The organism is Microcoleus sp. K1-B1 (assembly GCF_036704705.1).
Classification (GTDB): domain Bacteria; phylum Cyanobacteriota; class Cyanobacteriia; order Cyanobacteriales; family Microcoleaceae; genus Microcoleus.
In genome coordinates, this window is sequence record NZ_JAUBSH010000107.1 from 8,693 (window position 1) to 22,461 (window position 13,769).

Consider the following 13,769-nt stretch of genomic DNA (forward strand, 5'->3'; position numbering starts at 1 on the left):
TACTACCGGAGTTGGAGTTACTACCGGAGTTGGAGTTGGAGTTACTACTGGAGTTGGAGTGACAATTGCAGTCGGAGTTGGAGTTACTACCGGAGTTGGAGTTTCACTCGGAGTCGGAGTTGGAGTTACTACCGGAGTTGGAGTTTCACTCGGAGTGGGAATCGGAGTTTCTACCGGAGTGGGAGTTTCACTCGGAGTGGGAGTCGGAGTTTCTACCGGAGTGGGAGTTGGTGTTGGCGGCGGGTCGATCGCGTCGTCAGTCGAAAACACAATATTACCAACACTACTAGAACGCGGAAACGACTGCGATGTAATGGTAGATTGTCCGGTTGTAATTGCACCCGCCGTACCGTTGCTAGCAGCATCCCCTACCACAAACGGTTGAATCGGCGTTCCTCCATCTCCCCCACCGTGTGTAATTGCGATATTTCCGCTACCTGCGCCGCCAGCAGTAGAAATGCTAGCCACTCCCGTCGGCGACAGTGGGGTTGAAAAAGTACCCGTAGCGCGGAAAAAATTGCCTGCTATTGCTGTGACATCGCCGCCGGTGCCGCCTGTACCGCCTTGGGCATTGATAAACTCTACTTGAATATCGCCGATGGGATCTAAGAACACATTGCCGGCATTTCCGACTATACCGCTAGAGTTAATTTGTCCGGCCGTAATTGAAGTTATCGCCTTAACAGTTATGTTGCCGCCACTGTTTGCCGATGTATTCAAATTGCCTGCGGTGAAATTGTTACCGGTTGTAAATAGAATTTCTCCGCCATTAGCAGTAATATTTTTAACGGTTATATCGCCCTTGGCAGTAAGATCGACTTTGGCGGCTGTGACATCTCCCAATAAGTTGACTGTTTCTGTGTTTAGTGCTGTCAATTGTTGCGCGTTAATTGTCGAGTTTCCTGTCACATTGCCAGCATTTTCGATCGCCAAATTTCCTAACTTGCTCGTGGCCCCCACCGAACCGTTGAAAGTGATGCTGCCGTTACCGGAGGCTAGAGTTAAGTTGCGGGCATTAATGCTGTCACTGTCGATCGCACCCAAAGCAATATTTCCCCCTGCCGTACTAAATACCGCATCCTTTGTCAAAACCACAGCATTGCTAATATTAATGTCGCCGTTATTATTCGTAAGATTACCGCCTAATTTAGTATTTAAAGCCCTAAAATTAAAACCAGAATTACTGTTAACGTTTCCAATAAATTCTGCATTTGAGGCACTAACATTCAAAACAGATAATGGCGTTGTTTCTCCGATATTTCCTTGCACCAACACATTCCCTGTAGCGGCATCTAAGTTCAACAAATGATTACCGTCTATCACACCAGTTATCTTAATATCTCCGCCGCTGGTACTGAGATTAATATCGTTGCCGAGTGTGACAGTGCCGTTGAGAGCGATCGGATTTTTATTGGTATTGATGCCATCATTCAAATTAATTGTGGCAGCCTTGAGAGCAATGCTGCTGTTGTCATTGCCGGTAAGAGTGCCATCAAGTGCGATCGTACCAGTTCCCGTTTGAATATTTACAGGATCTAAAAATGTAAGATTAGAGGAAATACTAACATTTGCACTGCTATCCGATCGCCCGATCGCGATCGAGCTAAATCCATTTTGAATCAAATTAATTTCCGATGCAGTCAAATCTAAAGCGCTAGTATTGTTATCAATTCCGCCAACAACAATATTTTGTCCGGCTGTTGCGGGTTGCAGCGTTAGCGCGCCCGTACCCGAAATATTCCCAGAAAAATCAATTTCACCTGCTGTTAAAGTCAGGGGGTTACTACCTGCCGATACAGTAGAACCGAAAGCAATAGTTGCATCTCCCACTGTAAAATTGACAGGAGCTTTTAATGTCACCGGGTCGCTAAAACTAATGTTATCATTAGTTGTCGCGATATTTCCGCCAACCGCAACATTTCCACCGCCATTTTGAATAAATTCACCGTCCAAGTTCAGGTTTTTCTCAATATTGAGATTCACCTTATTGGTAATTGTGAGCGTGCCGTCATTGGTAGTTGTTACAGTTCCTTTGAGATTAACATTATCACCAGCAATACCGAGATTGCCAGCTACGTCAACTGTCTTATTGAAAGTAATGTCGCTGCCTGAAAGAATCGAGTCTTCGGCAAAAGTGACAGCATCTGCATAAGTTTGACTGCCGGTTGTAGTGACATTGCCGCCTAAAGATATCTTGCTGTTGGCTGTTAAACTTGTGAGAGGAGTTGTTTCGCCGATCGCACTTGTGAAGGTAATATTACCAGTACCCCCATTCACCGTTAAATCGCTGCTGCCGTTAACAGTATCCTTGAAAGTAATTTCGCTGCCTGCGAGAATCGGATTATTGGCAATTGTAACTGCATCTCCATAGGTTTGAGCGCCAATTGTAGTGACATTGCCATTGAGTTGAGTTGTGCCGCCAGCATCTGTAGTCAAACTCGCGGCATTGACTGTTTGATTAAATGCGGTTGTGCCTGTAGAGTTAGCTGTTAAATTGCCGATCGCACTTGTTGGATTCCCAACTGCACCATTGAATGTAACATTACCGCTAACCGCATTTGCTGTCAAATCGCTGCTGCCGTTAACAGTATCGTTGAAAGTAATTTCGCTGCCTGCGAGAATGGGATTGTTGGCAACAGTCACAGCATCTGCATAAGTTTGACTGCCGGTTGTAGTGACATTCCCGCCTAAAGATATCTTGCTGTTGGCAGTTAAACTTGTGAGAGGAGTTGTTTCCCCGATCGCACCATTGAATGTAACATCACCGCTAACCGCCTTCACAGTCAAATCGCTGGTGCCGTCTACAGTATTATTGAAAGTAATTTCGCTGCCTGCGAGAATGGGATTGTTGGCAATTGTCACTGCATCTCCATAGGTTTGAGCGCCAATTGTAGTGACATTGCCCTTAAGTTCGGTTGTACCGCCAGCATTGGTGGTGAAACTGGTAGCTTTGACAGCATTAAGTGTAGTTGAACCAGCACTGTTGACAGTGACATTTCCTAATGATCCAGTACCGGGCAATCCATTAGCATCAATGCTATTTATCTCGACTTCATTGGGAGTGGCGATCGCGATATCTCCGGCGGCACCGATAGTAGAGCTAGAATTAATTACTCCTGAAACTGCAACAACGTCGCCTGTTTGGCCTGTGAGGGTGATTTTTCCGCCATTGCCAGCAGTGGAACTAGAGTTAAGATTACTAGCAGTAATATTGTTGGCACTGAGTGTGATCGGGCCACCATTTGCGGTGCTGGATGTGGTATCAATTGCCCCTGCAGTCGTATCAATATTGCCATTAGTGCTGGTAAGGGCGATCGCCCGTCCGGGATTTCTCATACTACCAACGGTAATATCGCCTGTTGTTTCAATCGAAAAATCGATCGGACTCTTAACATCGAAAGAATTGATTGTTTTCAGGGAACGTAAAGGTACTGGATTTCCAATGGGCCCGTTGACATTAATAACGCCTGTTCCCGTAGTCAAAACTAGGTTGCCATCGCCGTCAACCGTTCCCCCAAAATTAATGTCAGCTGCATTCGTTAACCCAGTATCGAGAGTGACATTAGAACCTGTACCGAGAGAGACTTGCTCACCAAAGGTAATATTCTGTTCGTTGGTAAGAATATTTGCGTTTAAGTTAGTCGTTGGAGCATTAAAAGTAATTGAAGCGTTGTTTACACCTGTAATGTTTCCATCGACTGCAATTGTCCCAGCTTGCATTGTGACGGGGATATTAAAAGTAACACCAGCGGGGTCAATTGCGATATTCCCCGTCCCATCCGTGCGCCCGATAATCATTTGGGAAAACCCATTTAAAACCGGAGGCGCGAGTTCAGCACTGCTGAGATTCAAACGAGCGTCCGCAGTATTACCGCCCACAGTAATATCTAAAGTGGGAGTAAGCGGCTGTAACTGGATAGTCCCAGTACCTTTAACTTGACTTGTTCCTGGCAATTGAATTTCATCGCCAGTCAAAGTGACCTTGCCGCCTAAAGTCGCATCAATCATACCTCGGATGAGGTTAATTGGAATGGAATTGTTGTTAGCCTTTCCCGTAAGGCTAATATCACCCGTTCCCGTAGCTTGCACCGTCGAGTTCACAATAAAATCACCGTCGTTCGTGGGGAAGTTAATCCCGTAGCTGTTAAATGCAGTCCCTACACCCGTACCGGTTAAAACAATATCTCCATCCTCGGATTTTACCGTGCTAAACAAGATGATATCGATCCCGGAATTTCTGCCCGTGCCTGCACTGCCCGTCCCCGTCAACGTCACCTTTCCGATTCCTGTGGTTTGGATTGTAGCACCAAGAACTATATATAGGCCTTCGTTGAAAGCCCCAGTCCCACCACCTGTACCAGTCAGAGTGACATTTCCAGAGAGCGCTTTCACTATGCCGCCCTCAACTGATATCCCTCGATTGCCATCAGTCCCATTGCCGCCAACACCGCTCAGAGTCACATTCCCGGTGCCTGTTGACTCCACCACCCCTTGCACCAAAATACCCCTGTTGTTGTCCGCGCTCCCCTGACCTGTTCCAGTTAGGGCGATATCTCCATTCTGCGATTTTACCCTGCTGACACCATCAATAGTTATCCCTTCATTGCCACTCGTCCCATTTCCTCCCGTCCCGGTGATGGCGACAGTCCCGTTCGCCGTTGCCTCCACTGTTGTCTTCTGTATATTAACGCCGGTGTTGTTGGTTAAAGTCCCAGCACCTGTACCAGTCAGGCTGACATTTCCCCCAGCCCGCACTGTGCTGCTGTCAATAGATATCCCTTGATTACCATCTGTCCCGTTGCCGCCAGTACCGTTGAAAGTAATACTTCCTGTTCCGATCGATTCCACTGTGCTGGTGGTATTAATGTTAATCCCGTTGTTGCTTCCAGTTCCGTTACCAGTCCCAATCCCAGTCAGGCTAATATTTCCATCCGCTGAAGTCACCTTAGATGTGCCTGTAACAACAATACCTTCATTTCCGGCTAATGCCCCGTTCCCGCCAGTACCGTTGAGAGTAATATTGCCGCTGCCAGTAGTTTGTAATGTGGTACCACCCAAAATATAAATACCGAGATTGTTTCCCCCTATTGAATAATTTCCTCCAATACCATTCAGCTCAATGTTTCCACCCCCGGTATTAATTGTGCTGTTCTGGACATTGATTCCCGGCCCGAACACAAGAGTCCCCTGACCTTTACCCAGGAAATTACCACCATTAGTAGCGATCGTGGAACCTACGATACTGACAGCACCACCGTTTACATTATCACTATCAGCATTCAGAGTAAGAGTGCCTCCCTGAGTGGTGATAGTGGTCTTATTAAGATTAATATTATTATTAGCATTCAGAGTCAAGGAATTTTTATTATTCCAAGCGATCGGTGCGTCAACGTTAATATTGCCTTGCTCGTCATTACCTGACGCAGTAGAAATAGTAACATTTCCCCCATTTAGCTGTGCTTGCAGCTTCCCATTAGTAATCACAGAAGGAGGGCCGGAGTCAACAAATACTGGTCCCGTAGGAACCTCATTCGGACCTTCGGTAATAGTAATATTAGTAGGATCTAACAATAAAGTTCCAGCAATCCCAAAGGTCGATCGCAAATCAACTAATCCTTGAAAATCCAGCGATTGCTTTCCCGACACTTCCACAAAGCCGCCATTCCCAAAAACCAAGCCACCTCTGGCCGTAATATTGCCATTAAAGCGAGTAGTTTCATCAGCCCAAACTATAACTCGCCCGCCATTCCCATTACTAACAGCATCAGCATTAATCGTCGAATCGCTACTGACAAAAGTCCGCAAAGCATTGGGCACAGTCCCCAAACCCTGATAATCTCCGCCAATCAGTACAGTACCGCCGCCGTTAATCCCAGAAGCATCGATATTGCCTGCAATAACTCCTACTTTGTCGCCTAAAATATTTACAGTACCGCCAGTGTTGCCAGAGACATTGAGACTGCCGGATGCGATCGCAGTTCCCGCAGTTACCGGCACAGCAGCATTCCCCGTCAACACAACTTCGCCATTCGGATTTACCGTCAAACCCGTCGCCTGTGCCACACCTTGTCCAGTCAGCAACTCCGGCAAAGATAACACTGGCTGCGTCCAATTGTTTGGCAGCGAACTTTGATTTGCTGTCGGCTGAATATCCAAGCTCAATAAATTTCCAGCTTGACTAATTCGTACCAAATTGTTACCCGGTACGGCGCTGATGAGAATATTGCCGCTAGGCGCAGTTACCTGACCCGTATTGACAACCGTACCGCCGATCAAACTTAAACTTTGACCTGGTGTCACCGCCAAATTGCCTGCATTAACAATGCTTCCCCCTGGCAAATTTGTAAACGCAAAACTGTTCGGTGTTCCGATGAAAGTTGCCCAATTGTTATTGCCGATCGCACTAAACCACTGATTGTTCCCAAAACCAATACCTGTCGCCGTAGTAGCATTAAAAGATCCAGGCACGTTGAGACTGGCATTCGGCCCGAAAATTATGCCAGCAGGATTCATCAAAAATAAATTGGAATTGCCGCCCGTAACTTGAATTAAGCCATTTATTAAAGAAGGATTACCCCCAGTAATCCTTCCCAAAATATTTTGAATATTGGGATTCGTCAGAAAGTTAGCCGTTTGAGCCTCGCTGAGGCCGAACTGAGTAAAACTGTGAAAAAGATTAGTCCCATCTCCGCTGAAAGACCCCCCGGAAATGTCGTAGCGGTTGCCGTTGGGAGTAACAAGTGTGTTAGTGCCGTCCGCTGCGGGGGTGATGGGTTGCGCGTTGGCCGAACCCGCCGCTGCACTCAGCCAGCCAACAATGAATAACCATCCGAGGAAATGTAGTTTGTTGGGTGTCATTGTGTTTAAAGATGGTGCTTAAAGTGCGATGGTATTTATCTATCCTAGATTTACTCCTAAAAATTCCTCATGTCAATAGGATCAGCCTATTTTTGCTTGCCGAATAATTACGATAGGACAAGGAAATGTATGTTTTCAATTACTATGATTTACTTAGAAACATTTTTTTTACTATAAATCAGGCGCGGGAAATAAAACTTGGTTTCTTTTTTTAACCTAAAACATCCAGGATACAAGCCCCCGGATTCATCCGTCCAGAAATAAAAAACCTGTATCCGATGAAACTTGCCGAACGTATTTATCCGTGGGATCGAGGCTTCAATTCTAAAATCTAAAATCTAAAATCTAAAATCGATTGACTTTCACTGCTTCCCTGACCCAATTACCTTAAAAAACCGGGTTAATGCGTCCGCGACTGTGGGGAAAAATAGGGCGCGGAATGCGAGGCTTAGGGGTTTAAAAAACTCTCAATTTGAGTCAAAACTACGTAAGTATCGATCGCCTGTTATACAGCTTGCTTAGAGTGACAAAAAACTCGCTAAAATCCCTACTCGCGGTCGCCGCTGCGTCTTTCTGCATCCGGCGAGCAGCTTGCAGCGCGCTTTGAGGAGCAACGAACCGAACAGCCGACTTTCTCTCAAAAACTTTATATTTTTTGGATTAACTTTACCAAAACTTTATAAAGCTCAAGTAAAAATTTTATGTATTTTTGATGAAAGCCAATATTTGCAAGTCTTGCATTCAACTTTAGACAGTTACTAAAACGAAGTAAATATAATAGGTTGGAAGTCTAGGCAGGATGAAAATCTTGCTGTTACAGATTAAACTGTGTCAATCTGGTGTCAGTGAAAACTCTTAGAAGAAGCACTCATTTACTCCAAATCACCCTTAAGTGAGATCTGTATGTAGATTCACTGGTGTGGAGCCTCTTCTTTAGGTTTGACGATCGCCCTAAATATCGCAGGCTCGCGATCGTCTATTCGCGTCACAGCAACATGGCATTTAGGGCATTTTCCGCCTTACTACCTAAAAATACTGGAGGAATCAGGGTTATGACTACCTTAACGCTAGTCAAAAAAACATCTTTTACAGTCGTCAGCTTGGCAACCACAATGTTGCTCAGCATCTGCACGCCCGTCCGAGCTTTCACGTTTGGCACTGGGGGCATCCAGTTCGATCAAGATACAAAGATCAACTTTAGATTCAATAACTCTCGCAGCCGTTATCAGTCAAGCTTGTGGGTTGCCCAAGCTGAGCCACAAAACAATGGCTACACCAACATCGCCAGACTGTTTTACGAGACTAAACCCTCAGATAACGGCTCTGCCAACAACTGGGAAGGAACCTTCGGCAACGCCGTCACCTCCGAAAACGGCTCCATCACCCAAACCGTCACATTTTTGAAGGATCAAATTTATGCCCTGCTGCTGTGGAGCGACACTGGCAGCGGCAGCGATGTGGAGGAATACGTCTCGTCGAGTACCTTCATGAACAGCACCCTATGGTGGACCCCCGGCACCCAGTTCCGAAGAGATGAATGTGGGGTGGAGGGATGTCAGCTTGCTGTGTTTGGTGACTTTATGCTCGACTACAACTCCAGCGACTCATTTACAAACATCAACGGCGGTAAAGGCCCAGAGCAATTTTCATCCCTCACAATGGCCGAACTGGCTAATGGCACACAAATCTCCTTCGACGATTTCGACAATGCCCAACCAGGAACCGATCTTGACTTCGAAGACTTCACCGTGTCGGCTCAGTTAGTGCCCGAACCAGTCCCCGAACCAGTCACAGTATTCGGGACTATCCTGGGGATCGGGGCTTTGGCTGCGGCTCGCAGGAAAAAAAAGCGAGGGCAGTAACCATAAAAATCACTCTTAACCAGCCCCATACAAATCTAAATAGTGCGTCTGTTCAGTGGTAATCTGAGGAATAGCATTTCTAAATGTTAAGACTTTTTCCATAACGGGAAAAATAGCATCCTAACAAAGGCACTATTCATGGTATCCACCGCAACAAAAACGAACGTAGGCTACATCACCCAAATCATTGGACCGGTTGTAGACGTAAAATTCCCAGGCGGCAAACTGCCCCAAATCTATAACGCTCTCACGATTTCCGGCAAAAACGAAGCAGGTCAAGACATTGCTGTTACCTGCGAAGTTCAACAACTGCTCGGAGACAGCCAAGTGCGTGCAGTTTCCATGAGTACCACCGACGGCTTGGTGCGTGGCATGGAAGTAGTAGATACCGGGGCATCGATCCAAGTTCCTGTCGGAATCCCAACTCTCGGCCGGATTTTTAACGTAATCGGCGAACCCGTAGACAACCTCGGCCCGGTCAATACTTCCGAAAGTATGCCCATCCACCGCAACCCGCCGGCTTTCACCGAACTGGAAACCAAGCCTTCGGTGTTTGAAACTGGGATCAAGGTGATTGACCTGCTCGCCCCCTACCGTCGCGGCGGCAAAATCGGTTTGTTTGGCGGCGCAGGCGTCGGCAAAACCGTGATTATGATGGAACTCGTGAACAACATCGCGAAGGCTCACGGCGGCGTGTCCGTGTTCGGTGGTGTGGGCGAGCGCACCCGCGAAGGTAATGACCTCTACAAAGAAATGATCGAGTCGGGGGTTATTAACGAAGAAGACCGCAGCAAATCAAAAATTGCTCTGGTTTACGGTCAAATGAACGAGCCGCCTGGTGCTCGGATGCGCGTGGGCCTGTCGGCTCTGGCGATGGCCGAATACTTCCGCGATGTCAGCAAGCAAGACGTGCTGTTGTTCATTGACAATATCTTCCGGTTCGTGCAAGCGGGCTCTGAGGTATCGGCTCTGTTGGGTCGGATGCCTTCGGCTGTGGGATATCAGCCGACTCTCGGTACAGACATGGGTGACTTGCAAGAACGGATTACTTCGACTACCGAAGGTTCGATTACTTCAGTTCAAGCTGTGTACGTACCTGCGGATGACTTGACTGACCCCGCACCGGCTACGACTTTTGCTCACTTGGACGCTACAACTGTGTTGTCTCGCGGTTTGGCTGCGAAGGGGATTTATCCTGCGGTTGACCCGCTGGATTCTACGTCTACGATGTTGCAAGTTAGCGTTGTCGGCGAAGAGCACTATGGTGTTGCTCGTCAGGTGCAGTCTACTCTGCAACGCTACAAGGAATTGCAAGACATTATTGCAATTCTGGGCTTGGACGAGCTGTCGGAAGATGACCGCTTGACAGTTTCTCGCGCTCGCAAAATTGAACGCTTCTTGTCTCAACCGTTCTTTGTGGCTGAAGTGTTCACCGGTTCCCCCGGCAAGTACGTCAAGCTGGCAGACACCATTAAGGGCTTCCAGATGATTTTGGCTGGCGAACTTGATGAGTTACCAGAACAAGCATTCTATTTGGTGGGCGATATCAACGAGGCGATCGCCAAAGCTGAAAAAATGAAAGCTGACGCCAAGTAATTTTAGTCATGAGTCAGTAGTCAGTAGTCAGGAGTCATGAGTCAGTAGTTATTAGTTATTTGTTATTAGTTATTGGTTATTGGTAACAACTGACAACTGACAACGGACAACTGACAACTGATAACTGACAACTGACAACTGACAACTGACAACTGACAACTGACAACCGACAACTGACAATTTATGACATTAACTGTGCGCGTAGTGGCCCCAGACAAAACTGTTTGGGATTCTAATGCTGAAGAAGTAATTCTGCCGAGCACCACAGGCCAACTGGGTATCTTGAGCGGTCACGCTCCCATGTTGACAGCTTTGGATACCGGAGTGATGCGCGTCCGTCCCGGCAAGGAATGGGTGTCTATTGCTCTGATGGGTGGCTTTGCAGAAATCCAAGAAAACAAAGTTACTATTCTTGTCAACGGCGCTGAAAAAGGCGAAACCATTGATAAAGAAGCTGCTCGTACTGCTTACACCGAAGCAGAAGCTCGTTTGCAAAAGGCTACTACCGGCACTTTGCAAGAGCAAATTCAAGCTAAGCAAGCAATCAAACGCGCGAGAGCTCGTTTCCAAGCTGCCGGCGGCACGCTCTAGCTCTAAGGTTAAGGACATAGTGCTTTTGTAGTAGGGACACAACATTGTTGTGTCCCTGCGGTTTTTCTCGCGTTGTGTCCCTAATGTTTTGCTAAACTCCGGCCTCGGACAATAGAGATTGCATTGTTTCCCAAGATAACCCCTGCTGAAGATAGCGGGGGTTATTTGGATTGTAGGGGCTATCCAGGCGATCGACACTGACAATTTTTGCTTCCTCCGGCAAAACAGGAACCTCTGGATCGAAAGCGGTCGATCGCGTCAGGGAGCTAGAAAAGCCTTTAAAAATAGCAATTTCATCGAATTCGCCGTCTATTTCGGCCTTGACGATTAAAACTTCGTGCGATCGTTTTACCGTGTATTTTTCCAAGCGACGAGCAATAGAGTCAGCCATAGCAAATCTCACTTTCCTGAAATCTGCTATAATATAGCTTTATTTTGCGGCTAATTTCAGCGACAGCCCGCTAAAAATTTATTTTTAATTCGACCTTTTTTAACAGCAGGAAGTAAGGGGACACAATATCAGTCCTGTAAAAAACATCTGGAATTTTTTACTCCTGCAAAATCTACTTATCCGATATTTTATGAGCCACAAAAAGACTAGGTTTAAATTATCGTTTTCCAGTCAAATTTTTATTAAACGGCCTTTTTCTTGGGGATATACGCTGCTATTCACGCTCGTTTTTTGCTTGAGTTTAGCTGTGGCAAGTTGTAACTCACAACTAATAAATAACTCTACAGCCAAAACCCAAAATGCACCCTCAAAGTTAACAAGAGTGGTAAGAATCGGCCATCAACGTTTCGGAGCGCTGTTTTATCTCAAAGCTAAAGGCTCTTTGGAAACCCGTTTAGCAAAAATGGGGTGGTCTGTAGAATGGACGGAATTTGCCGCAGGGCCGCCAATTTTAGAAGCAATAGGAAAAGGAAAAATCGATCTGGGCTATGCAGGAGTTGCGCCACCAATTTTTGCCCAATCAGACGGCGTACCTTTTGTTTATATTGCTAATGATTCCGCTTTACCTGGAAGCATTGGCATCATAGTTCCTGAAGATTCTCCAATTCGGACTTTAGCGGATCTCAAAGGCAAGAAAATAGCAGCCACTCAGAAAACCGCAGGTCACTATTTATTAATTCGGGCGTTAACTCAAGGTGGCTTGCAGTTAAAAGATGTCCAATTAGTCGATTTGCCTCCGCCAAAAGCTCAGGAAGCATTTGTCAGAGGCGAGGTTGATGCTTGGGCGATTTGGCAGCCGTTTCTAGCTCAGTTACAGGAAACTATGCCTGTTCATTTCTTAACTAATAGCGACGGACTGATGAATGATAGAAACTTTTATTTGGCAAGTCGGTCTTTTGCTAGCGACTTTCCCGATATTGTTAAAATAGTGATGGGAGAAACGCGACAGATGGCTAGTTGGATAACTAAGAATCCCGAACCAGCAGCGAAATTTATCAGCAATCGAACGGGAATGAAAATAACCACAGCTATCATGTTAACGAAAAGCCGCCGCTACGATGTGCTGCCTATTCAAGACAGGGCTGTTGAAGAACAGCAGCGAATTGCTGAAATTTTCTTTCGGTTGGGACTGCTTCCCGATCGCATTTGGATTGAAGATGTTATCTGGAAACAAAAATTAGATCTATAAAACCATAACTTAGGCAAATTTAACGATCGATCAAGGATCACGATTCCGCCAGTTTTAAAAATGTGCAATTTAGTGTATCCTATAAAGTGAGTTAAAACTGTTAACTGGCAGAATCAAATGTCATCAATTGCCAATCAACTGCGTTATGGTTTTGTCTCGATTGTTGTGGCAAGCGTGTTGATGGCGGGAAGTACCTTAGCTTACCTCAGCTTTCGGGGACAAATAGAACAGACAAAACAGCTTCAGTACGAACGATCGCAAGCTGCTGCTGTCCAAATTAGCGCTTATCTGGATAACTTGCAGCGCCAACTCAATTATTTGTCAGAATTACGCGGTTTAACAGAATTTAATGCTGAAACTCAGCGCAGTATTCTCGAAGGATTGGTTAACAGCAACAGCGCTTACGAAGTGGTCGGAATTTTTAACAGTAAAGGTCAAATAGTACAGGCGATGTCGCCTTATGAATCATTCTCTATATCGAGCTTAAATTTATCAGGTATTTCGGGAGAAAGCCCTGTATTTTGGCAGACTTTTGGGCAAACTCAAAATTATGTTAGCCCAGTAGATGTAGATATAAAAACAGCGGTTAATGTTGTTAATTTAGCAGTACCTGTTCGCGATAATAAAAATCAAATTGCTGGCGTATTATTTGCCAGAGTAAGTCTAAACTTTTTAACTCAAATTGCCTCCAGAACGAAAGTAGGACAAACGGGGTACAGCTACGTTCTCGACCATCGCTCGGTGCTGATTTCGGAAACAGGAAGCAAGATTAATCCATATTTACTGCAAGATTTGAGAGGGCGATCGTTTGTGCGAGAGTTATCCAAATTAGCTTTAGCTGGGGGGATTCAATCTCCGATTGTTTATCGAGGCTTGCGCGGGGAAGAAGTAATGGGCACGGGTGCGATCGTGCGGAGGGTGCAGTGGATGGTGGTTGTAGAGCTACCTACGGCGGAAGCTTACGCTCCGGTGCGTAAGCTCATATACGTCATGGGTGCAGTTACCCTCGCCAGCGCCCTCGTCGCCGTGGGGTTGGGAGTGGCTTTTGCTCGATCGATTACACATCCTTTGGAATCCCTAACATCTGCCGCTACTAAAATGAGTAGCGGAATGTTTGAAACTCGGGTAAATATTGCGGCATCTAACGGGTGCATCTCAGTTTGGCAAATACATCAAATTGAAAGTTGACCATTGAGATAAGCACAGCGAAGAGCAAGGATAG

General features: G+C 46.1%; 7 protein-coding genes. 5 read left to right on the forward strand and 2 right to left on the reverse strand.

Going from position 1 to position 13,769, the window contains the following annotated elements; translation table 11 throughout:
* Positions 1-6,858, reverse strand: a 6,858-nt coding sequence (locus QUA83_RS26025) for a two-partner secretion domain-containing protein (protein WP_333296827.1), incomplete at its 3' end; no start/stop codon positions are given.
* Positions 6,859-7,910: 1,052 nt separating this feature from the next.
* On the opposite strand from QUA83_RS26025, the gene QUA83_RS26030 reads away from it, so the two are divergent.
* From QUA83_RS26030 to atpC, 3 genes are all read left to right on the forward strand, one after another.
* The gene (locus tag QUA83_RS26030) at positions 7,911-8,720 is read left to right on the forward strand and encodes a PEP-CTERM sorting domain-containing protein (protein WP_333296829.1); all 810 of its coding nucleotides are present in this window, start codon (positions 7,911-7,913) and stop codon (positions 8,718-8,720) included.
* A 138-nt stretch (positions 8,721-8,858) separates the two neighbouring features.
* Positions 8,859-10,316, forward strand: a complete 1,458-nt coding sequence (gene atpD / locus QUA83_RS26035) for a F0F1 ATP synthase subunit beta (protein WP_333296831.1) — start codon at positions 8,859-8,861, stop codon at positions 10,314-10,316.
* 183 nt (positions 10,317-10,499) lie between these two features.
* Positions 10,500-10,907 carry an ATP synthase F1 subunit epsilon gene (gene atpC / locus QUA83_RS26040; protein WP_333058306.1) on the forward strand — a complete coding sequence of 136 codons (408 nt, stop codon included), beginning with the start codon at positions 10,500-10,502 and terminating at the stop codon, positions 10,905-10,907.
* Positions 10,908-10,998: 91 nt separating this feature from the next.
* On the opposite strand, the gene QUA83_RS26045 is transcribed toward atpC, so the two are convergent.
* Entirely contained in the window at positions 10,999-11,298 is a 300-nt protein-coding gene (locus QUA83_RS26045; RefSeq protein ID WP_333296832.1) for a DUF7734 family protein, read from the reverse strand.
* A gap of 382 nt (positions 11,299-11,680) precedes the next feature.
* Between QUA83_RS26045 and QUA83_RS26050 the strand changes: the two genes are divergently transcribed.
* Positions 11,681-12,547, forward strand: coding sequence for an aliphatic sulfonate ABC transporter substrate-binding protein (locus QUA83_RS26050; protein WP_333296834.1), 867 nt, complete (start codon positions 11,681-11,683; stop codon positions 12,545-12,547).
* 117 nt (positions 12,548-12,664) lie between these two features.
* Positions 12,665-13,735 carry a cache domain-containing protein gene (locus QUA83_RS26055; RefSeq protein WP_333296835.1) on the forward strand — a complete coding sequence of 357 codons (1,071 nt, stop codon included), beginning with the start codon at positions 12,665-12,667 and terminating at the stop codon, positions 13,733-13,735.
* The last annotated feature ends 34 nt before the right edge of the window (positions 13,736-13,769 follow it).